This window comes from Bacillus sp. K2I17, from assembly GCF_002209985.1.
Classification (GTDB): Bacteria; Bacillota; Bacilli; order Bacillales; family Bacillaceae_G; genus Bacillus_A; species Bacillus_A wiedmannii.
The window spans coordinates 1-22,646 of the sequence record NZ_NJGF01000143.1 but is presented as its reverse complement, the minus strand read 5'-3'; the positions used below and the strand labels follow the sequence as shown (position 1 = coordinate 22,646).

The following is a 22,646-nucleotide window of genomic DNA, read 5'->3' as shown; positions in this document are numbered from 1 at the left end:
TTGGTTCTGATGAAACTGAAGTATTTTGTTGTGAACGTGGTGAAGTATCTGTTGGTTCTGATGAAAACGTAGTATTTTGTTGTGAACGTGGTGGAGTATTCGTTGGTTCTGATGAAACTGAAGTATTTTGTTGTGAGCGTGGTGGAATATAAAAAGGGATAGGATCTATATTAAACAATTTAAACTTAGGTTGTTTAATATTTTTTTGATTTGAACAAAACTGACACATCTAAACAACTCCTAAAAAGAGTTGTACTATATAGTAAACAGATTATGTAAAAGAGTGATAATAAAAAAATAATAAACAAGCCAAAATTATTTTCTATATAAGTGATATTTTAGGCTAATTTATATCAATTAAGGTTTTGTAAAATGAAATTTTAAAAAATGCAATGGGTATTTACAACCCATTGCATTTTGGGGTTTTATTGATTATTCCCCTTGGTCATCACTAACTGATAAAATTGAACTAATTTTAACACTAATTTGGTTTGGATTTTCAAGGTCTCCACCAGTAGCATTACTTTCTACTTCGACACCTTCGCCGTTACCACGACGAAGAGTAACAAAGTTTTCTCCAATTCGAGTGATAAGACCTTCTACATGAAACGATGGTAAAAATAATACTACTCTTGCTCCTACTAATTGAAATGCGTGTAACAATTCACGGATTTCATCTTCATGACGTTCTGCCATTTATATCTTCCTCCTCAAATAAATTAAAAAAGTAGAAAGGGGTTAAAAAAATACCTCTTTGCTACTTCTCAAGATAGGATATGTTGAAAATTACTAATCGAAATAGACAAAGGGGTAATTTATTTTTAATGATGTGGAATTTTACTAGGGTTCAAATATCTCAATAGTGAGAAGTTATTAAGGGGTTATTAGCCCTTAAAATATGAGTTGATCTTGTGTTTAAGTGAGAGATTATAGATATTCTGATAAAAATCCTACCTGTATAAAGGTAGGATTTTTTTGTTACATAGTAAAATGGTTATTAGAAAATGTACAACTTAAATTGAAGTTTGAAATACGTTGGATACTAGTTATAGTTAGAAATTTTTTAGTATCTTACAAAAACGTAATGTTAGTGTCACGTTAATGAATTTTAGCATTAAGATGATTAGGGTATAATTTTTGTGAAATGAGATGCGAGGTGAATAATATGAAACGAATTATGCTTATGTGTAGTGTTTTTGTTTTCTTTACAGTATTATTAACAGGTTGTAACCTAAACCGTCTTGGTACAGATACATATTATGTGCAAATTACCAAGGATGGTGAAAAATTAAAAGAGAAAAATGTAAACGGGGATACGACTTACCAATATAAATTACCTGGATTTGATAAGGATGGTAAAGAGAAAGAAATGGAGTTTACAGCGTTAAAAAACCTTCGTAAAGAAGCGTTTTTACGTATATATTACTCTGAGAAAAAAGGTGTGAAATCTTGGGAAGAAGTTAAAAAAGACGAACTCCCTACAAAGGTAAAAGAAAAATTAAAGGTGGATTAATATATAATTCTTTGTTAGAGCAATATATCAACAAACTATTAGAATGTATATTGTGAAATAGGTTAAAGTTTTTTAGAGTTGTAAAAGTAAGAGGCTGACAGTTATTGTCAGTCTTTTACTTTTACAGGAAGAAAATATAAAAGGCATTTAACAGACAAGTGTTGGATTATTAACAATTATTTAAGATTTAAAGCTACAATATATCTACTCCTGAACTATAATAATTTTAGGTCAGAAATAAGCTTCTAATTTTGTTTAAGTATTTGTAGTCGTTTAAAGGATTTATGATTGGTTATGATATAATAAAATTCAAGTATAATAAGGGGGATTAATTAGATGATTTTTCAAAGCATGATAAAAGCTATTATAGAAAAATTACAAGAGACGGTGAATCCCTATTGGATAATTGTGTTTGGATCAACGGCTGAGAACAGAGAACGAGAAGATAGTGATATTGATATAGCTTACTTAAGTGACACAACTTTAGGGAACTATGAACGTTTTTTATTAGCACAGGAGTTAGCTAACATTGTTCATAAAGATGTTGATTTAGTTGATTTATCCGAAGCTTCTACAGTTTTTCAAGCTCAGATTATACATACAGGAAAGACAATATTTTGTTCGGATGAAAGACGTAAGGTCATTTTTGAAATGAAAACCTTAAAAATGTATTCAAAATTGAATGAAGAACGACAGATAGTATTTGATGATATAAAGAAAAGAGGTTCTATATATGAAGAATGAGGTTATTTTAAATAAAATTTCTACAATAGAGCGTTGTATAAAAAGAATCCAAGATGTGTATGGAAATGCCCCTGAAAATTTAGAGGACTTTACAAAACAAGATTCAATAATATTGAACATACAAAGAGCTTGTGAAGCGAGTATTGATTTAGCAATGCATATTGTTGCAGGGAAGAAATTAGGACTACCCCAATCTAGTCGAGAGGCCTTTGATTTACTGGTTACAGCAGGATTACTTAGCGCTGATCTTGCAAATAAGTTAAAGGCAATGGTTGGATTTCGTAATATTGCTGTTCATGATTATCAAAGTGTAAATTTAGATATTGTTCGTCAAATTATTGAAAAACATTTAACTGATTTTAAACTATTTACGAAAGAAGTAATGGGGATATTGGAATTTTAGGCGAAAGAACGGAATAATAGAGCTTAGAAAGAAAATAATTCTATGACTCCCGAACCAGCTATTGAAACAAACACTTAATTTCGTAAGAAGAAAAGCGGTCATAAGATAAGTTTGTTCATGTTGTAGTAAAGCTTTGCATGAAATGTGTGTAGATGATAGTAGGGGAAATTTTCATATACAATTTTATCAACAAATAAGTAAATATTTTTAAAACTAATCTTTATACATATAATGTATACCAAAAACAAAAAAGTTTCCTTATGGAAACTTTTTTGTTTTTGGTAAATTTACAACAGTTAATTAATATACAGTTTTTGAGAAAAATGATGAATCATGTCAAATCATCTTCATTTACACAAACATAAACGTAGTATAAAAAGGAAGCATATCCAAAATAATTAAAGGGGCTGAAAAAATGATTAAAAAACTTATTATTGGTTCTATGGCTTTAGGCGCAACAATAGGAGTGAGTAAACCTACATTTGCTGCTACAATGCATTCTCCATCACAGTTTAAAGAAACTCAAAATTTTTATGTGCAATCCCTACATTCTCCATGGCAGTATCTAGGACAAACTTCAAGGGAACTTCAAATTAAAAGTAAGGATCCAAAAGTACTAGCTTTTGAACTAGCGAAAGAAGCGCCATTTTACGAGGAAGAGTTAGTTGACATATGTTCTGTAATTTTAGATGCAAATGTAGATGTTGTATATTGGACAAGTAAAGAATGGGTTAGATTTGAAGAAGGAAATTATGAGTTTAAACATGAAATTAAAATTTTTAGAGATAAAGAACGTCAGCAATTAATTACTGCACTAGAATCTTAGATCTTTTACAAAAAAGAAGCTATGCTATACTCCCCTTATAGTAGATAGGATAAAGAACACACATTAACCGGTTTACTATGGAGGGGAGTTTTCTATGAGTAAAATTAGCACCACTGATGAAGTAGAATTTAAGAAAAAAGCAGTCGATTTATATTAAAAGAAGGAATGAGATATAAATAATTGAGTCTTTTTTGTTTAACATGTGTACGTTTATTACTGATGAAAATCGTACTACAATTACATCCATGGCTTATATTTTAGGAGTATGTCCTTTAGTATTTATTAATACATAAGTTTCGTAATAAGAATTTACTGATTGTGCTATTTCAGATGACTTTAAGATAATTGAAGAAATATATTGGATTAGGCTAAAAGGGTTTAGGCTAACTTTGTACAGGTAGATATTAAAATGTTATAGAAAAATAAGGAAAATAGTTATAAAATAGGAAACTGAACGGAACCGTTCGATTTGTTTTTGTTGTGCAAGATAAAGATAACCAAAGATAAGGGCTTAGGAATTCTTGTCTTTGTTTAAAACTAACTCTTAACATAAATGATCTAGAAGGTATCAGTACAAATGGAAAAGGTGAAGTAGTAGAAGGTTAACGTTTTCCTACTAATAGATTTCCAAAATCAGCTGGATATATATAAGATGAGATTGCAAATGGGAAAACTGATATTTGTACAATAGATCAGAATTGGCTTCAGAAAATAGAAATTAAACTTTAGCATTATTATTCAAAAGTGTCATAACTATTATTTCTTTAGTGCTGCTATATAAAAGAGTGTTGAAAATTAGCTGCATTTTAATACTGATTACAAGGGTATCATGCTTTTGTATTTATATACACAAATGCTTAGATTCGTTAAATTATTGCTTTAATTATAGTGAAACTATCAGTATAAAAGGAAAGAAACTCTATCAAACAAAAAAATTGGAACGTTTGATTGAATGACAAGTATGCTATTTTAATGTTTAAGTTAATAACAGAAATAGAACCTTTTAATATATTACTACTTTGTTTTTGTATTGTTGAAAATAAGAAAGGTGAAATCAATGAAAAAATATTGGCATAAGCTATCGTTGCTTCAAAAAAATGTATTACTAACGGTATTAGTAATTCTGACGCTTGTGGGAAGTATGGGGGCGTTAAGTTTTAACATGTTTCAAAATAGTATGATGTTTATATTTGAAAGGCAGTCTTTTGAAACAGGAGATACATTAATAAATCAATTAGATCTGGAAATAGTAAGAGATGTAGCAAAAGATCCCACAGCACAAAGAGTGAAGAGAGAAAAATTGACAGAGCAATTAGATAAAGCTATAAAAAATATGAAAAGTGTCGGACAAACATATGTTACAGGAGCCAAGCTAAATGATAAAGCTCAATTACAATTAGTAGCTTTGGATACAGAATTAGCAGATACGGTTTCTGTAAAACTAGGTTCTGTAAAAACAGGTGACTATTATGAGCATCCTACTCATTGGAAGAAGACATACGACCAAGTAATGAAAACGAAACAGGCACAAATGACAGAAGTGTATGAAGATGTACTAGGTACATGGGTAACAATTTTAGAGCCAATTACTGATGAAAATAATAATATAATTGCAATTGTTGCGGCGGATTTAGACGCTTCTATTATTCCTCTTACAAAGAAAGAATTTATAGTGCACGGTTTACTATTTATAATCATTTCATTAACAATCGCAATTACAATTCAAATATTCATCTCACGAAAATCTCTATCGCCTTTAAAGGATTTACAAGAAGGGTTACGTAAAGTTGGTAAAGGGGATTTAAGTATTAAATTGAATGAAAGATCTGATGATATAGGGATAACTAATATCTATTTTAATAACACTATTAAAAAGTTTAATAGGATTATAGATAAAGTAAGACAGACTGCTAAACAAGTTTCAACATCCTCACAGGAATTGTCGGTAAGTACAAAAGAGAATAGCATAGCCTTTAAAGGAATTGCAAGTGCTATTACAGGATTAAATTTAGGGGCACATTCTCATGAATATGTAGTGCAAAAATGTTTAGGAATTGTTCAAGAAATGGAAAGTAAGATGAAAGAAATTACAGGATCTGCAAAACAAGTTAGGAATGCTTCGGAAGACATGGAACAACATTCTGGAGAAGGAAAAGATTTGATTAAGCAAATTGTAAATCAAATGAAAAGAATCCAAGATACATTTCAAGATGTATCTTCTAGTATGTATGCATTAGAAGCACGATCTAAGGAAATTAGTGAAATTCTTACTGTAATTACAACTATGTCAAATCAAACAAGTTTATTAGCTGTAAATGCTTCTACTGAAGCCTCATGTGCTGGAGAGGTGGGGAAAGGATTTTCAGTTGTTGCGGATGAGGTACGTATATTAGCGGAAAAAACTGAGGCATCTGCAAGGGATATAGCTAAATTAATTGATGAAACCCAAGCTGAAGCAGATGAGGCTGTAAGATCCATACAAAAGAGTTCAAAGGAAGTAGAATCAGGAATAACACTTGTTCAAAGTAGCGGTGCTTTCTTTGAAAAGATTTCAGAATCAGCACAATCTGTTGCCAGTCAAATTAAAGTGGCTTCGAATAATTCAAGTGACATTTTAAAAGATAATCAAACTATTGTTCAGATTGTAAATGAATTATCACACATTGCAAATACATATGTGAATAGCAGTAGTAATGTAGAGACAAGTATGAAAGAGCAAGAACTGTATGTACAAGACATTGCAGAGTTGGCAAATTCTTTGAATTGGCTCTCCCAAGAGTTACAGGAGTTAATAGGGGAATTCAAAAGTAAGTAGGATAGGAGAAGGGGTAGGTATAGGTATGACCTATGCCTTTATTTATTCCCATATAAGGGGTGAAAGCTTAGGTATATATGTAAAATGGCTAAACGAATAATTTTTTTTGCATATTTTGTTGGAAATAGAGCATGATATTACCAAATTCAACGGAGGTGTTTAAAAAATGCAAATTCGCGAAAATAATAATTCAAACGAAATCTTAATAGCAGCTGCAGCAAGTGCAATTGAACAAATGAAATATGAAATTGCTCAGGAGTTTGGTGTTACACTTGGACCGGATTCAACAGCAAGAGCAAATGGTTCAGTAGGTGGAGAAATTACAAAACGTTTAGTTCGTATGGCGCAAGAGCAGTTATCTGGTCAATATAAAATTCACTAAAGTTAAAGGTATATCCCATGGAAGGGATATACCTTTTTAATTTGCCTTTAAAGAGGATAGTGAAAATTTTTACTGCTAGTTAAATTTAGACACTGCAAATTTGGCTGTGAAATTCATCTTCTTCATGTAAGAAGAATTTACTCCTGCTTGAAATTGAACAGAAATATTACCGTCTTTTTGTGCTTTGAATACGCGACCGTATGGTGAATTAGCATTGTATGTGCCAATTACTTGATCATCTGCATCAAAGACTGTATAAGAAATTGGGAACCCGGAATTTTGTACAAAGACCGTAAGTTCTTCTCCTTTATTAAGATTAAATGATTCTTTTTGAGAAACTTCATAGGAACTCATAGAGTAATATTTTGTAACTTCTTGAATGTCTAAATTTGTAGTTGCCGCACTCGCTTTAGATGCCTCTGCTCCTGGTAAGTTCATACCTGATAGTACTGCAATTCCTAATGCCCCTGCTAAAATAACTTTTTTCATAATGCTAGTTCCTCCTTTAATATATTGTGAGATTTGAAAAGGAAGTGAAAATATCACCTCTTGAAACCATTATAGTTACAACGAGAATGATTTTCAATGAGATTTGATATGTAATTTTGCATACATAAGATGTCGATATACGGTAATCTATCCGAAGTTTAAAGTATTGTTAAAAGAAGGATAGGACAAATTTTTAAAACTATGAATGGGATGGTAGCTGGTTTTTACATACGTTGGTTTTATCCGTGGATATTTTTTTGTTTTTTATTGTGAATTGTATGTAAATAAACACTCAAATGTTGATAAAGTTGTATAATTTGGAATTATTAAACAAAAATAAAGGGTTATATGCTATAATAAAGCTGCAATAAGGTTCAGCATCCTAATCTTATTGTGTATATTTAGCCTATGTATGTCGTTTGTATTAAAAATAAGAAGCCTCTCAAAAAGAGGCTTCTTATTTTTTGTATGGAGGGGGATTACAGATGATTGATTATTATCAAATCTTTTTATTTACTATGGCAAGTATTGCCTTGTTTTCTTATATACAACATGCTGGAAAACCAACGAAAAGAAACAAATGAAAATTCTTTGTTGTAGTATTTTTATTTTTCCTTTTGAATTATTTATTTCTTAAATTTGTGTAGGTAAATGTAAGAGGGAATACGTTTTTTGTTCTAAAATTACAGTAAGAAGAACTTTTAAGACAAAAGAGGGGTAAGGGAAAAAGTCCAATAACTGTCATAATTTCTGTGAAAGTTTAATAAATTAGTATGTGATAATTCAGCTATAGGGTTATTTGAATGTAATGAAGGTAAATGATTAGTTGAGTATGAAATTATGAGATTGTGTATTCAATTGTTCATTTTAGTTATACGTGTTTAGCCTTCACTTATATCCATGCTCTTAATATAGTAAGAAATTCAATAGGAGGGACTAGTAGTATGAATAAAAAAATTCTAGGGCAGTTTAGAAAAATGGCTACAAATAAAAAAGGATTAAGTGCTGCTGCAGTAGCAGTGGGGATTATGAGTACAACTCTTATTCCTCAAAATGCCTATGCACATGGGTTTGTTGAAAAACCAGGTAGCCGTGCAGCTTTATGCAGTCAAAATTATGGAGCGCTGAATTCTAATTGTGGAAATATAATGTATGAACCGCAAAGTTTAGAAGCTCCTAAAGGGTTTCCACAGGGTGGACCAGCAGACGGGAAAATTGCTTCAGCAGGAGGCCTGTTTGGTGGGATTCTTGATCAACAAACGGCTGATCGATGGTTTAAGAATTTGATTAAGGGCGGAGAAAATACCTTCACTTGGAAATACACAGCTCCTCATTCAACAAGTCAATGGCACTATTACATCACGAAAAAGGGATGGGATCCAAATAAACCTTTAACAAGAGCAGACTTCGAGTTAATGGGTACTGTAAAACACGATGGTTCTAAAGCAACTAATAATTTATCACATAAAATCAATGTACCAACTGATCGTAGTGGGTATCATGTTATTTTAGCTGTTTGGGATGTAGCTGATACTGTAAACGCTTTCTATAATGTGATTGATGTGAATCTAATAAATGATGAAAAACCAGATAAAGAGGCACCAACCCAGCCATCTGAATTAAAAGTAATAAAAGCTATTTCAAATAGTGTAGAACTTAATTGGAAACCTGCAACAGACAATGAAGGGGTGAAAGAATATCAAGTGTTACGTAATGGGGAGTTAATTAATACTGTAGTCGGTACTAGTATAATTGATAAAAAATTAAGCCCAAACACAGAATATACGTATACAGTAAGAGCAGTAGATGCTGCAGGGAATATATCTGAGGAAAGTGAAGCATTAGTTATTAAAACAACAGAGGAAAAACCAGATACGGAAGCACCAACCCAGCCTAAAGGATTACACAGTATGGGAACCACTACGAGTAGTATTGATTTAATGTGGAGTCCATCGGAGGATAATGTAGATGTGAGCCATTATATTGTATACAGAGAAGTTGGAGGGGCCATGAAAGAAATAGGTACTGCTAATACAACTTCATTTATGGACAAAGATTTGCAAGCGAATACAGCATATAAGTATGTAGTATCTGCTGTCGATACATCTGGTAATGAATCAATGAAAAGTGATGCCATCACGGTTACAACAAAAGGACAAGAAAACTCTTATGAACAATGGGATGCGCGTAAAGCGTATAAAGCAGGAGATAGAGTAGTTCATGAGGATAAGGTGTATGAAGCAGTTCAGAGTTATCAAGGGAATGGGGATCCAAATTGGATTTTAGCATTGTCATTATGGAAAGAAGTAAACTAATGATGTCAATAGTGAATCCCTTTAGTGTTTAAATAATGGGACAATTATAAGAGAAGATATTCCTATTTTTTAACTCTTAATATTGTTTGAATATCAATTTCTGCATCTTCAATATCTATTAATAGGGAAAGTAACCTAAAAATAAAACTATTATTCAAAGTACCTAATACGAATTAAAAGATTAGGTACTTTGAATACATATTTGATAGATAATAAAAACAATAAGATATGAAGCAACCTTAGGATTTAATTTGCTAATGTAATTGGCGCTGTGTACATTGTATCAACGCGTCCATCTGCATGTGTTACTTTAATTTTCATGCGATATGTTCCTGGTTCAGAAATTGCTCCACCATTGCCAGTCTCAGCATCAAAATCTTCATATACATTTGTTCCAGCTGGTAATAATGAACCATAGTGAAAATCAGCGTCATAATAATCCCAACCAGCATCGTATTGTTTTTCAAAAGATGCTGTGTAATGTACATCATATGCATTATCATTTGTTGCTCGTAGAATGATATTTTGTCCCAGTCTGTATTTCGTGTCTGAAAGTTGAATTGTAAAATTATTTAATGTTTCTTTAGGACCACAAATGTAACGACAATATTCGCTCGCTCCATCAGCATGAGCTTTCGGTGTTTCCACATTCATTGCTGCTAAACCGCCAAGAGCCAATGTTCCCGCTAATAATACTTTACTAAATGTTTTCATTTGAAATTCCCCCTGAGTATGTTTTTAATTCATTCAACAGATGTCACATCAAGTAGTTTTATAACATTAAGCAAATTGAATGCTCTTTTTTCTTGAGTACATTTGCTACCAATCTTCCATCTTGTAGTAATTCAATCTGTACATAAAATTTCATGGTTTTAAATTCTATATATGTATCTTAATGTACATGGAATAGATTCTTTAATATTTTGATGACACGTTTGGTTTATTTACTTGTATCACCTCGTCATTACCGTTTATTGGTAAAAAGATAATGTCATTATACATAATATTGGAATCTACTGACAAGAGCTAATAATTTTGATCTAGCCATTTACAGGAAAGAAAATTATTAAATTAGGACGGTGTTCAAAACGAAGATAAAAACATTTGAAATGTGTGAGAAACGATTTGCAGAACAATTAGAGCACAAGTACTGTGGGAGTTTATAAGTGCTGTAACAGAAGAGAATATGAAGCAGAAGCAAGAATTAGAGTCTACACCAGGTTTATTAATTGATCTATTTCAACTTGTAAAAGAAAGCATTCAAATTTAAAAGATGAAAAGGAGTATAACCAAATCTTCTGTAAAGATAGAGGCTAGTATGTTAGATAAATATAGATAATTTAGGGAAGCGTATGTAAGATTAATTAATCATAAATTTGTTATTTCTAATTAGTTATAGAGCTTTCATCTGTTCTAAAAGAATTAAATTATTTTGTTCAATCATCTTTGCCACTGTTTCAAAGTAAGCTTCCAAGAACTTTAACCTGCTTCTCTTTAGGAAGCAATTGAATTATGTTTTTCATCTCTTTACACTCTTAAATTGTTGCGAAGATTTGTGTATTCAAGTATACCTAAAGTCGCTAACGAGCGTGTCTAGTCCTAGGATTTCCATGCATACATCCTCTTTCCTCTACTGATAATATGATAGAGGAAAAGAGATTCCTTTAGTGATTTGGTAGGGCTTCTATTTTGTTAAATAATATGTTATTTACGAGGCGGAATGTTATTAAGCATGAATGTGATAGGGTTTTAATAGATGCAAAGGGGGGAAACATACTTTTGGAATTCAAGAGAAAACGAAATAGAAAGGGGATTTAAGGAAATTTAAAAGGCCTTGTCATTATAGACAGGGCCTTTCAAAAAGGGACACAATTGACAACTGAAGGTGACTTCATATTACCATTTTTGGTATTTAAATTCCAGGTATCTATGTTGAGAAATAAAATGATTATTTTGTAGAGTGTGAGATGGGGGATACTGCTTATCAATTTTTCAGGACGGGAAGGCAAAAGCAGAATTTTTTATTTGCTTTAAACAAAGGATAGGAGAGGTACTTTTGCTTAGCAAAGCGTGTTAAATATAGATCAAATTTATGTGAAAACTGTTTTCAGGATAGGTTTCCTTTTTGCTTTAAGAAGAGAATAAATTTTCTCAACAGGACAAATCGTAATTATCTATAAATACTATTTATAAGGATAATAAGAAAAATAGAAATTAATAATAAAGGAGAATGCGAAATGAAAACAGTAGTAACTGATAGAGATCTAGCTGAAATCCGCGAAGAAGACGTAGATGTTTTAAAAGTAATGGCACATCCGGTACGATTACAAATTGTAAATGAATTAATGCATCATAAAATGTGTAATGTTACGCAATTAACGGAAATATTAAGACTCCCACAATCTACTGTTTCACAGCATCTTTCAAAATTAAGGGGAACCGTACTTCGTGCAGAAAGAAAGGGATTAGAGATGCATTATTATATAGATAATGTTAAGGCTCGTCAGATTGTTGGAATTTTAGGCTTGTAGGTTAATAAAAAGCAAAAAAGTTTCCTGTTATTAAGCAGGGAACTTTATATATATAATAATTTTATTTTGTGAGGATTACTGTGTAAATAAGAAAATATTGTTCATAGAATTTCTGTACCTTTCAAAGGAATGTAATGAAATAAGATCTACTAATTTGTTTTCAATAGAGCTTATAATTATGTTTATGTTATTAAATATTTTTTTGGTTACCTATATTGATGGAATTTAGCTAATTCATAGGAAAATGTGGAGTAGGTTTACTATTTTCTTTATAAATAATAAACCTACTGTATTAACTGAGTTTTCTTATAAGAATTATAACAAATTATTTTAGTAATAAATAGACTTGAAGTCACGTCCTAATAAATCGTAAAATTTACATGTAAGGTAAATACAGGAATATTTGGAGGTTGTTATGAAAAGGTTATTAGCAAAATCATTATTAGGTATTTCAGCATTTTCTCTATTAACTACATCATTTTCTATGAGTACGCAAGCAGCGACTCATGAATTAGATAATGTACCGGTTATTAGTGTAGAAACAGTAGAAGATAGTAAAATTGAAGTGGCAGAATTTAATCAAGTAGAACGATTTGCATTCCCATTAGCCATTCCTGTGATTATTTGGGGTGCTAGAGGCGCACAAGTAGTTCATAAGGTATGGAAAGCAGGTAAATTAGTTACAATTGGATCTGCTGTTGGTATTTCTGGAATGAAAGCACAAGATGTCATTGGTAAATATAAAAAAGGTGCTATTAATAAGGAATTTCCAGGCTCAATGAAAAATAAAACTGTGAAGGAGATTGAAGATTTAGCTAAAAAAGGAAATAAAGATGCGAAAAAGGCAAAAAAATTACTAACAGATAAGAGATTTAACAAGGGTGATAATAGAAAATGAGTATAATTACTAAAAGTGATATTTTAAATACAGTAGATTCATTTTTTTCTTATGAAAGACCTACGGATAAATCATCAGTAAAAATTTTAAAGCCAAATGAGAGGTTACTATCTTTAAAGCAAAATAGTCAAGAAGATAACATAGATAAAATTTGGTATACCGAGTTTCAAAAATTATACTCTAATAATGCAGTTGTTAATTGGACGGATTTACCTAATAGCCAGTGTTTAGAGTATAAGGTTTTAGCTCACAGTAATCAGAAAATTTTAGATGATGATATTGAGTTAATTAAATTTTTAGGTGGAAAAAGAGTGGATTTAAGGATCTTTATTAGTTTACTGGGAAATTATTATTACTGTATGTTAGAGGAAACTAGCTATATTAAAGAAACAGACGAATGGAATTTCAATAATATAAGTGATAGTGGACAATACGTTAAACTTCTAGAAGAGGCTAAAATTTTTATGGATAAAAAAGGGTTTAGTTATATCTCTAAAGAGTTATTAAATACTACATTAGAAGGTATAGAAACAGAATATATTTCTTGTAATAAGCTCACTTTATTTAATTGTTTATTCTCTGAATTTGAATCTATAGATTAATAAATAGGATGATAGCTTTCATTCTGATTATTAAGTTATAAGAAACTTTCATTAAACAATATTAATTATTAGATTACTGTCAAATAGATATATAGATTAAAAAACCTTCCATTAGGGAAGGTTTTTTAATGCTAAATTTAAGTGGGATGGGAATAATATGTAAAAACCTGATAGTATAATATATAATTTTAGGAGAGTAAAAAATACAGGAGAGACCAATTGAGTTATCCATTAAAGGAGATTGCTACATGTATAATTGTAATCAATGTGGAACAGAAATAATTACGCAACTGCAAGATAGATATAGAGAATATTGCCCGAAATGTGAAATGCCTAGGCCGAGTAGCTTATTGTATTATAATTTATATGAGCTGCTGGAATATATGGAAGTTAATGAATACTTGAGTAAGGAAAGTATGCTACATAGCTTTCTAAAATGGGAATTTGAGTTAACGAAAGGAAATATATTCAAGTTGTATTTAGAGGTAGAAAGATATGATCAAGTCGGTGATGAGAATTTTACAAAACAATTAAAAACATATATGAAAGGGCTCCGCTCAAAATTAAATGTCAAATATGAGGATGATTATATCTGGGTTAAGGTTAATTAGTAGGAATCTACCTATAGTGTGTTCTAGTTTGAAAAGATAGTAAGAAATAGAGAGGAGACTAATAGTGATGGAAGATTTACAAAAGGCAGTAATAAGATTTCGAGATGAGAGAAATTGGGGACAATTTCATAATGCAAAGGATTTAGCCATTTCATTGAATTTAGAGGCTGCAGAATTGCTCGAGACTTTTCAATGGAAGTCCAGTCAAGAAGCGATGGAGACTAAAATGCAGGAAATGAAAGAAGAAATAGCTGATGTAATGATTTACCTGCTTCTGCTAAGTGATCAATTAAATATAAATTTAGAAGAGGCAGTACAATCTAAGCTTATAAAAAATGCTGAAAAATATCCTGTAGAAAAAGCATTTGGAAAAAATAAAAAGTATAATGAACTCTAGAAGAGGAATAACTTTTTTTACATATTATTTAATATTAAGATTATATTTTATCAACTGGGTTTAACTTTCCGGATACAATTTAGTACACTATATTAGTAGAAACTTACAAAGGAGGATTTGAAGTGGAAATTGTTATTAAAAAACTAGATGATAAAATAGACAATCGAGAGAGTATTAAAAAAATAATAGAATTATGGAATCTTAACGCAATAGAAACTGCAGATTGTGAATTAGAGGAAAGTCATAAAAAAGGGATTGAAGAGCAATTAGTGGAATTGATTCAATCAAGATATGGTGCGGTTTTTGTAGTAAATGATGAAACTAATAACCTAATTGGTTATGGAATTGGTTCAATAAAGCAAGATTTGGTTACAGATATGTTATATGGTCAAATAGAGGAAGTTTATGTGAAATCAGAGTATAGGAGGCAGCAAATAGCGCAAAATTTAGTTGGAAATATGAGCAATTGGTTGAATCAAGAAAATGTCTCTTTGATTCATGTCTATGTTGACTTAGCTAATAACTTGGCATTGAATTTTTGGGAGAATACAGGATTTGAAAAAGAATTTTTTCTTTTATCTAATAGCTAATCTATATAATGAAAGTCTAAATAAAAATAGGATTACTATAATAATAGCATGGTGCTACAATAGTGATCCTATTTTTATTTAGAAACGTTTAAGTAAATGGATAGAAAAATAATAGCATTATAGTTTATGAAAATATCTTGATATAAATATACTTTTTTTGTAATATATAGGTATATTATTAGTTTACCTGATTCCGTTTATTCCCACACCTGATGTGTTGTGGTTGAGTTGTAGAAGTAAGTTTTGTTCTTACTTTAATTTTGAAAGGGCTTCTTTGAGCCGATTAGTGTAAATAGCTTATTTTGCTGTGCACAATTAATCGACTTGAGAAAGCCCTTTTTGTTTTGGTTGAAACAAGTATGAAAATGTATTTCTGTATACAATAACAGAGTAAAAAAGGAAATTTATATAAGGGGAGAACAATTACGAGTAAATTATTTATATATAAGGAGATTAGGAGGGGGATATAGTTTTTTCAATGTTAATGTATGAATAGTTCATTGTACAGTTTTTGCAATTAAATATTAATGAAAGATAGGTGGGGATGAGTATGAAATTTAAAACAGAGGAAGAACTAGTAGCATTTACGGAAGGAATTATTGGGAAGAGTTTTAAAGAAATTGATACAAAAGGAATCTTACAAGGAAATAGTAACGATAAAGGAATATTGGGTAAGGTTGTTGAGACGGGATTTTACGATTATGAATTAAATAATAGTCCTGAGGCAGACTTTGGGGAATTAGGAATTGAGTTGAAAGTTTCTGGTTTTAATAAACTTCGAAATGGATCATGGTCGGCAAAGGAAAGAATTTCATTAAGCATGATTAACTATAAAAATATTATTCATGAAGAATATGAGTTTAGCAAAGTTGTTTCTAAGAACAAAAAGTTGCTCATTATTTGGTACGAATATATGAAAGGTGTTCCGTATGGAGATTTTATAATTCGAGATTTTCAACTCTATGATATGTCGCAAGATGAAGCAATAATCCGAAATGATTTTTATACAATAAAGCAAAAAGTGCTAGAAGGATTAGCTCATAAATTGTCTGAGGGTGATACCGTTATTTTAGGGGCAGCCACAAAAGGACAGAAAGGACAAAAAGCCGAACAGCCTAATTCGGAAATTTCTGCACCTACAAGAGCATTTTCCTTAAAAAACTCTTTCTTTCGTGGTGTTTTGAGAAGCCATGTAGAAAGAACGGATAGAGGTGAAAAGTCTAATGTATTTGTCACACCTGAAGGATACATTTGGAATCAACTAAAACCGTATAAGGGGATGAATCAATTAGATATATTAAATCTTTTTGAGAAGCGTGATCCATCTAAAAAAATACCTAACAGTATTAGTAAAATGGTATCTAATAGGATAGTAGGTACAGATAAGGAATTACCAGAGAAGCATGAGGTATTCAGTAAATCTAATTTTCTAATTAAAAATATACCAATTAGAGAAGATAACAGTCCTATAGAAAAAGCAACGTTCAGAACTTTGCAACTTGTAGATTTTGAAACTTCTTGGGAAGAGTCTTCCTGGAAAACGTTCTTTGAAGAAGTAACATTCATATATGTCGGTTATCTAGGAGAGAAAAATGGTAAGAAGCTAGGTAATGGCCAAAGGATTCTGGATAAAATTTTTAAGGTTACATTTACTCCTGAAGAAGTGGATGAGTTTGAGAAAACTTATAACATGATAAAGGAGACTATTGAGACAGGGGACATTCGTAAACTTCCTAAAGCTTCACATGATTTAGGAAAGGATCTTAAATTGGTTGTTTCAACAAAAGGAAGTGGTACAGGGGGCTATGAGAGATTTTTTGATGATACAAGAGAAACATGCTTTATGTTAAATAAAGATTTTATTCATCTGAAGTTTAATGAGGCTGTGATTCTAAAGTAGATACGTAATTGATTTACGAATTAAATTACAGCAAAACAATCATATAGAAGTTTCGTAGACGACATAAACGTTCTGATTATAAGAGGAGAGAATGGAAGTCTACTGTTAATTAACAAAAAACGTATCAATTGATACGTTTTTTTGTTGTTATTCTAGTAAATATGAGGTATGATTTGAAAGGGGAAAGAACTTTAATGTGCATTAGCTTACAAAATAAGGAGACAAAAAAGCACACTAATTTTACAATTGGTGAGGTTGAGCAGTACATAATTGAGTTTAAAAAATTAATTAAAAATAATCGATTTACGATTTCTCGAAATGAAAAAAGGAAAGAGAATATTGAATTTTTAGAGGCTTATAAGATTAATACTAGTAAAGTGAAAGAGATTCTTCTTAATATAGGGATACATGATTTTTGTTATGCAGTTGATAATAAAAATCCAAATTTTGCTTATGAAAAATTGTATATCTTTTGTCCACAATATGAGCTAGATAATTGGGGACAAAATAAGTCGGTAGACATATATGTTAAGACGAATCTAATTGAAAATAAGGACAGGAACAAATACATGATTGTTGTTTCTTTTCATAAAAGGAATAAACCAGTCACTTATCTTTTTAGATAAAGATAAGTGACTTATGGTTCTATAATGAGGGAGGATTTTTATGTTGGTTTTATGTGAGTGTTGTCGAGATATGGTGAAGTATTTTACTAAAGATGTTCCAAAAATGACAGTCATTAGAGGGAAGCAATATCATTACGTGGGTAAAGAAGCAAAATGCGAAGAGTGTAAATCTGAAATATTTGTTCCTGACATTCATGATTATAATTTAGAACAATTAGATCATGCATATAGGCAACAGGAGCAGTTAGTTACTATCTCTGAAATAAAAGAGGTTTTAGAAAAATATAAGATTGGAAAACGTCCATTGTCTTTACTTTTAGGTTGGGGTGAAGTTACCTTAACAAGGTATGTAAATGGGGATATTCCGACAAAGCAGTACTCGGATATATTGAAAAGATTAAGTAGGGATAAATCTTTTATGCTAGATATTCTGGAAAGAAATAAAGATTTAATTACTCAAAAAGCATATAGGGTTTCTAAAGAAGCAATTGCAAAGCTACAAGAAAATGAGGATTTTACTTCTACGCAAGCTACGAAAATCGAGGAAGTTGCTAATTATTTGCTATATAAAAATGATGATATTACTCCTTTAGCTCTTCAAAGACTTTTATACTATGCGCAAGGGTTTTGTAAGGTGTTTACTGGAGCATATTTATTTGAAGATGATTGTGAAATAGGAAGTCACGGCCCGGTATATCCAGTTATTTTTGATAAATACAAAGTATATCAGTACGACAATCTTGAAGTTAATTATGAGAGTACAAATCAGTTAACTCAAATAGAAAAGGAACTATTAGATTGTGTAGTTAATACTTTAGGCCGTTATAGTGGGAAAAGTTTAGAGAAAATGATTCTATTTGATTTACCATGGGAAGTAGCTGATCTAGAATTAGAAAATAATAATTCTGGTAAACCTATCATGGAAAAAGAGGAGATAGATAATTTTTTTCATACAATGAAACTGGCATATAATTTAGTTACTATTTCTGATATTAAACAATATAGTATAAGGGTATTTGAAAATATAAACAATTAATTGTTGTAATTATATTATTTTTAATATGATTGATATATCGATTTTTTTACTGTTAACCAAACTTCTGTAAAGGTATTAAAAGATAGTAATAATTACAAAAGATAAGGAGTGCAGGATATAAACACTTTTAACATAATGTAAATATGCATATTAAATAAAATGTAAAGTAAATTCATACATTATATGGTAAAATGATTTATGTGAATACGTCTTATGAAGTAAATTTTATACTTTGGACCTTTAGCTCAGCTGGTTAGAGCAAACGGCTCATAACCGTTCGGTCGTAGGTTCGAGTCCTACAAGGTCCACTTATAAACAAGGAGAAAGCACTCATTTGAGTGCTTTCTCCTTGTTTATAAGAAATAAAGGGGATTGTGACATGAAAATAATTGATTTAGAGACAAAAAGAAAAAAGAAGGAAAAATTAATGGTAACTATTCCAATTATAGAACTAATGTATGGAGAAAAAGGGGAAATTGAATTTAAAGTAGTAGGAAAAAAAGTTGTTCCACAATCCATGTTTGAGAATTAAACAACTTTTACTTCTTATAGGCTGTAGGGTCGCTATGTGGGAGATTTCTAAGTATGGATACCTCGTGGATACTAATAAAAGGAAAAACTAAAAGTTATGTTCGAAATAGAGGTGGATTTGTAGTAAAAATGGTAGATTTCTTGTAAAGTACACAAAAAGACCGCCACAGTATTGTGACGGAAAATAGAAAAATTCTGATGACTAACTACTATTATTGTTTATTTGGAGTTTTTAAAGCATCTAACACTATTTTGGTTGCTTCTGTAATAAGCTTATCATCGTATTTAGCATCCTCTATATCATGATTAGAAAGTATCGCAAGAACAATTGGCTTTTTATTTGGTGGCCAAATAATTGCGATATCATTTCGGGTTCCATAAGAGCCTGAACCAGTCTTATCAGCTATTTCCCACTCTCCTGGAACTCCAGCACGAATTAAGTTGTCTCCCGTAGTATTCCTTTTCATCCAATCTATTAATAAATTCCGTTTCTCAGTTGAAAGTACATCTCCTAGCGCGAAAGCCTGTAGACTAGTAGCTAATGCCTTTGGGGTACTAGTATCATAAGTGTCTCCTGGATGCACTTCGTTTAATTCGGGTTCGAAACGTTCAGGGTTTGTAACGGTATCTCCTATTTCTCTCAGTGATTTTTTGAATTCACTAGGCCCACCTAATTGTTTAAGAATAAGATTTTGTGCCGTATTATCACTATATCGAAGGGAAGCATCTGCAAGCTCTTTGAGAGTCATACCTGTATCAACATACTTTTCTGTAATTGGATTGTAATTAACAAGATCTTCACGAGTATACAAAATTCTTTGATTTAGATCTTCTATTGATTTCTTTTGTAAAAGTACTCCCACGGCTAGAGCTTTGTGGGTAGAAGCGTATGCAAACCGTTCATCTGATTGATAAGTAACGGTTTGATTCGTATCAGTGTCCAAGGCATAAATACCGAGTTTAGCATCAAATTCTTTTTCAAGCTTAGCAAAAGAGTGATTAACTGTATTTTCTTGTTTGGTTTGTTTAGGCAGTTCAGATTGATTATTACTATTGGAACAGCCTATAAGCGTTGCGCATGAAAGAAATAATACAGGTACAATCTTTTTGTAAGGTAACATGTTAAAAAACTTGTTTGAGACTATCATAAAGTTTCAACCTCTTTCAAAAATATATGGTTTTTGTCTAGGTGTTCTAAATATCAATACAATTAAAGAGTGTATAGGGTGACACTCTTCTTGCATCACTCTTATCATAAACACCTGTTTTATACGTATACTTAATAGACAATCTAAGTAGCAAGTTTGTTCCATTTAAAGAAATAAGAAGATGTTTTTTAGTATTTATTATCTTAAACAATAGACATTTATGGTAAAGGGAATTTACTTTAATTCCATAGTTGTGGAAACGTTAAAGTAGAAATTTAATGTTTTTTGTAAAAAAGAATTGACTTTTAATTCAGTTGTAACTAATATGGTTACATGAGGTGTAACTTATTTGGTTACAACTACTTCCTGTTTTAAGAAAAAAGATTTATATATTTAATTGAGGATAGCGGTCTATACGTTGTCGTCCAATGCAGAAAATTACTACTATATTAACAACCATGCATATTCTGAACGGTAGTATTTTCTGCTTTAGAGCAATAATGTGTAGTGTTATCTTTTATGAATAATTTTAGTTGATCTTTTTTAGAAGGATTAGTTTTTGGGGAAAATAATAAGGTTTCTAAAAAAGATGCACTGTTACAAACCCAAAAGCTAGCTAAAAATTTTTAAGTGATAGCTGGACTAGCTAATAAAAATAAAGGTAGGATATTTAAATGGAGAAAAAACAAGATAACCTTATATACGTATGGGACGCATATTGTGGATGGTGCTATGGTTTTTCAGATAGTATTAAAGGATTTTACAAAGAACACACTGAAATGCCGTTAACAGTTTTATGCGGAGGATTATTTTTAGATGATCTAACAATAAAAAATTTCTCATATATAGAAGAGGGAAATAAAAGAATTAATCAACTTACAGGTGCAGAATTCGGTCCTTTCTATCAAAAATTGGTGGAAGAAGGGACTTTTAAAATGAATTCGAAAGATGCTGCAATTGGCTTTTCAGCTTTACGTTCATTAGCGCCAGACCGTTTATTAGAATTTACGGCGGCTATGCAAAAAGCGTTTTATTATGATGGACGAAGCCTAAGTGATCCTGAGACATATCGTAAAATTGCAATTGAGCATGGTTTGGACCCTGATCAAGTAATAGAGCGTTTAAATGCGCAAGAAACAATTGTAGAGGTCCAAAATGATTTCAATAAGGTTCGACAGCTTGGTGTTAATAGTTATCCTTCATTACTTTTACAAAAGGATAATCAAATTATTCCTATTGGTGGTGGGGTAATGACGCCAGATAAAATTGAAGCACGTTTTAAAAATTTATACTAAGAAAATTTAGGCTATAGTAGCAAACCTGTTAGCTTACGCCAACCGACATACATCTCCCATCTATTTGCTGGTGCGATGAACCTTTCAAGAGAATTGAGGAGGGGCCTTCTGTCGGAACAAAATAAAAATATGTTATCTATTCAATAACTATAACAAAAGGAGAATAATATCTATGTTTAAAACAATCGATACAAATCAAAAAGATGTGAAATTAACGGTGTTTAGTTCGGATGAAAAAAGTTTTATGGTCACTGCAACCTTAGTTGAGAAAGCAGGACATGCATTTTTAATAAACTCAAAATTTACTCAATCTGATTCGAAAGAAATTGTGGATTATTTGAAAAACAATAACTTATCTCTAGATAAAATCTTTATTATCCATGGAGATCCTGATTACTATTTTGGGTTAGAAAGTATAAAAGCTGCTTACCCAGAAGCTATAGCGTATGCTACAGAGTCTACGGTTGAACATATTGTTCATTCTGTATTAGGGAAATTAAAGGTTTGGAAAGATGCACTTGGAGAAAATGCACCAAGTAATGTGGTATTACCTCAAGTGTTTAAGGAAAAATCTATTGATTTTCAGGGACTAACATTTGAACTAGTAGGCTTAGATCATTACAGAACTAGCTTATTTAACAGAGAACTGAAATTATTAATTGGAGGTATAGATGTATTTAACGAAATCCATCTATTCTTAGCAGATACTAGCTCAAAAGAAGCAATGGAGGCATGGATTGAGAACTTGAAAGTATTACAAGAGTTAAATGCTGACATTATTGTACCGAGCCATGGATCAATCGAAAAATCATTAGATAATCAAGCAATTCATGTAACTATGGATTATCTAAGAACTGCAATTCAAGCTGCTGAGGAAAGTAAAACTTCAAAAGATTTTGTAGCAAAACTTGAAACAGCATATCCAGGATATGCAAATAAAGGTGTATTAGAATTAAGTGCAAAAGTTGTAACAAAAGAAATGCCTTGGGGTTAA

At 31.1% G+C, this 22,646-nt stretch carries 23 protein-coding genes, 1 tRNA gene and 2 pseudogenes; 21 read left to right on the top strand and 5 right to left on the bottom strand.

The window, feature by feature from the left end; all coding sequences use genetic code 11:
• Window positions 1–432: 432 nt before the first annotated feature.
• Window positions 433–696, bottom strand: a complete 264-nt coding sequence (locus tag CER22_RS32155; RefSeq protein WP_076775767.1) for a hypothetical protein — start codon at window positions 694–696, stop codon at window positions 433–435.
• 469 nt (window positions 697–1,165) lie between these two features.
• On the opposite strand from CER22_RS32155, the gene CER22_RS32150 reads away from it, so the two are divergent.
• From CER22_RS32150 to CER22_RS32125, 6 genes are all read left to right on the top strand, one after another.
• The gene (locus CER22_RS32150; protein ID WP_088610626.1) at window positions 1,166–1,513 is read left to right on the top strand and encodes a YxeA family protein; all 348 of its coding nucleotides are present in this window, start codon (window positions 1,166–1,168) and stop codon (window positions 1,511–1,513) included.
• A 336-nt stretch (window positions 1,514–1,849) separates the two neighbouring features.
• Window positions 1,850–2,257 (top strand): type VII toxin-antitoxin system MntA family adenylyltransferase antitoxin, encoded by a 408-nt coding sequence (gene mntA, locus CER22_RS32145; RefSeq protein WP_088610625.1) that lies wholly within the window; start codon window positions 1,850–1,852, stop codon window positions 2,255–2,257.
• A complete protein-coding gene (gene hepT, locus CER22_RS32140; protein ID WP_016093854.1) occupies window positions 2,247–2,660 on the top strand; it encodes a type VII toxin-antitoxin system HepT family RNase toxin in 414 nt (137 codons plus the stop codon). The genes mntA and hepT overlap by 11 nt, the downstream gene beginning before the upstream one ends.
• 415 nt (window positions 2,661–3,075) lie before the next feature.
• Window positions 3,076–3,486 (top strand): hypothetical protein, encoded by a 411-nt coding sequence (locus tag CER22_RS32135; protein ID WP_088610624.1) that lies wholly within the window; start codon window positions 3,076–3,078, stop codon window positions 3,484–3,486.
• Window positions 3,487–4,543: 1,057 nt separating this feature from the next.
• Window positions 4,544–6,301: a methyl-accepting chemotaxis protein gene (locus tag CER22_RS32130; RefSeq protein ID WP_088610623.1), complete on the top strand. Its 1,758-nt coding sequence runs from the start codon at window positions 4,544–4,546 to the stop codon at window positions 6,299–6,301.
• A gap of 166 nt (window positions 6,302–6,467) precedes the next feature.
• On the top strand, window positions 6,468–6,683 hold the full coding sequence (locus tag CER22_RS32125; RefSeq protein ID WP_001167047.1) for an alpha/beta-type small acid-soluble spore protein: 216 nt from the start codon (window positions 6,468–6,470) through the stop codon (window positions 6,681–6,683).
• A gap of 75 nt (window positions 6,684–6,758) precedes the next feature.
• Here the strand turns inward: CER22_RS32125 and CER22_RS32120 are convergent, their stop codons facing one another.
• Window positions 6,759–7,172: a hypothetical protein gene (locus CER22_RS32120; RefSeq protein WP_087983697.1), complete on the bottom strand. Its 414-nt coding sequence runs from the start codon at window positions 7,170–7,172 to the stop codon at window positions 6,759–6,761.
• Window positions 7,173–8,116: 944 nt separating this feature from the next.
• On the opposite strand from CER22_RS32120, the gene CER22_RS32115 reads away from it, so the two are divergent.
• Complete coding sequence (locus tag CER22_RS32115; RefSeq protein WP_088610622.1) at window positions 8,117–9,487, top strand: lytic polysaccharide monooxygenase; 1,371 nt, start codon at window positions 8,117–8,119, stop codon at window positions 9,485–9,487.
• Window positions 9,488–9,733: 246 nt separating this feature from the next.
• Here CER22_RS32115 and CER22_RS32110 read toward each other — a convergent pair whose 3' ends face one another.
• On the bottom strand, window positions 9,734–10,201 hold the full coding sequence (locus tag CER22_RS32110; protein ID WP_088610621.1) for a hypothetical protein: 468 nt from the start codon (window positions 10,199–10,201) through the stop codon (window positions 9,734–9,736).
• 395 nt (window positions 10,202–10,596) lie between these two features.
• On the opposite strand from CER22_RS32110, the pseudogene CER22_RS34065 reads away from it, so the two are divergent.
• Window positions 10,597–10,957: pseudogene (locus tag CER22_RS34065) on the top strand (hypothetical protein); the annotation flags it as partial.
• Here the strand turns inward: CER22_RS34065 and CER22_RS34060 are convergent.
• Window positions 10,881–11,099 (bottom strand): annotated as a pseudogene (locus CER22_RS34060) (hypothetical protein). The pseudogenes CER22_RS34065 and CER22_RS34060 sit on opposite strands and share 77 nt — an antisense overlap.
• 625 nt (window positions 11,100–11,724) lie before the next feature.
• Here CER22_RS34060 and CER22_RS32100 point away from each other — a divergent pair.
• The 11 genes from CER22_RS32100 (at window position 11,725) to CER22_RS33525 (ending at window position 19,210) form a co-directional block, all read left to right on the top strand.
• Complete coding sequence (locus CER22_RS32100) at window positions 11,725–12,018, top strand: ArsR/SmtB family transcription factor (RefSeq protein ID WP_088610620.1); 294 nt, start codon at window positions 11,725–11,727, stop codon at window positions 12,016–12,018.
• Between the two features lie 415 nt (window positions 12,019–12,433).
• Complete coding sequence (locus CER22_RS32095) at window positions 12,434–12,916, top strand: hypothetical protein (RefSeq protein WP_000825893.1); 483 nt, start codon at window positions 12,434–12,436, stop codon at window positions 12,914–12,916.
• Window positions 12,913–13,518, top strand: coding sequence for a hypothetical protein (locus CER22_RS34055; RefSeq protein WP_256943788.1), 606 nt, complete (start codon window positions 12,913–12,915; stop codon window positions 13,516–13,518). Before CER22_RS32095 ends, CER22_RS34055 begins: the two co-directional genes overlap by 4 nt.
• Window positions 13,519–13,766: 248 nt before the next feature.
• Entirely contained in the window at window positions 13,767–14,129 is a 363-nt protein-coding gene (locus CER22_RS32085) for a hypothetical protein (RefSeq protein ID WP_088610619.1), read from the top strand.
• A gap of 67 nt (window positions 14,130–14,196) precedes the next feature.
• The gene (locus CER22_RS32080; protein ID WP_088610618.1) at window positions 14,197–14,526 is read left to right on the top strand and encodes a nucleotide pyrophosphohydrolase; all 330 of its coding nucleotides are present in this window, start codon (window positions 14,197–14,199) and stop codon (window positions 14,524–14,526) included.
• 122 nt (window positions 14,527–14,648) lie between these two features.
• Complete coding sequence (locus tag CER22_RS32075; protein ID WP_088610617.1) at window positions 14,649–15,116, top strand: GNAT family N-acetyltransferase; 468 nt, start codon at window positions 14,649–14,651, stop codon at window positions 15,114–15,116.
• 550 nt (window positions 15,117–15,666) lie between these two features.
• Entirely contained in the window at window positions 15,667–17,016 is a 1,350-nt protein-coding gene (locus tag CER22_RS32070) for a Sau3AI family type II restriction endonuclease (protein WP_256943787.1), read from the top strand.
• Window positions 17,017–17,210: 194 nt separating this feature from the next.
• The gene (locus CER22_RS32065; RefSeq protein ID WP_179211983.1) at window positions 17,211–17,642 is read left to right on the top strand and encodes a hypothetical protein; all 432 of its coding nucleotides are present in this window, start codon (window positions 17,211–17,213) and stop codon (window positions 17,640–17,642) included.
• 40 nt (window positions 17,643–17,682) lie between these two features.
• A complete protein-coding gene (locus tag CER22_RS32060; RefSeq protein WP_088610614.1) occupies window positions 17,683–18,678 on the top strand; it encodes a type II toxin-antitoxin system antitoxin SocA domain-containing protein in 996 nt (331 codons plus the stop codon).
• A 234-nt stretch (window positions 18,679–18,912) separates the two neighbouring features.
• Window positions 18,913–18,986: transfer RNA gene (locus CER22_RS32055), tRNA-Ile, on the top strand.
• Between the two features lie 71 nt (window positions 18,987–19,057).
• Complete coding sequence (locus CER22_RS33525; protein ID WP_179211981.1) at window positions 19,058–19,210, top strand: hypothetical protein; 153 nt, start codon at window positions 19,058–19,060, stop codon at window positions 19,208–19,210.
• A 211-nt stretch (window positions 19,211–19,421) separates the two neighbouring features.
• Here the strand turns inward: CER22_RS33525 and bla are convergent, their stop codons facing one another.
• Window positions 19,422–20,357, bottom strand: a complete 936-nt coding sequence (gene bla / locus CER22_RS32050) for a class A beta-lactamase (RefSeq protein ID WP_088610613.1) — start codon at window positions 20,355–20,357, stop codon at window positions 19,422–19,424.
• Window positions 20,358–21,031: 674 nt separating this feature from the next.
• Between bla and CER22_RS32045 the strand changes: the two genes are divergently transcribed.
• Window positions 21,032–21,652, top strand: a complete 621-nt coding sequence (locus CER22_RS32045; protein WP_088610612.1) for a DsbA family protein — start codon at window positions 21,032–21,034, stop codon at window positions 21,650–21,652.
• A gap of 172 nt (window positions 21,653–21,824) precedes the next feature.
• Window positions 21,825–22,646: a cytoplasmic protein gene (locus CER22_RS32040; RefSeq protein ID WP_088610611.1), complete on the top strand. Its 822-nt coding sequence runs from the start codon at window positions 21,825–21,827 to the stop codon at window positions 22,644–22,646.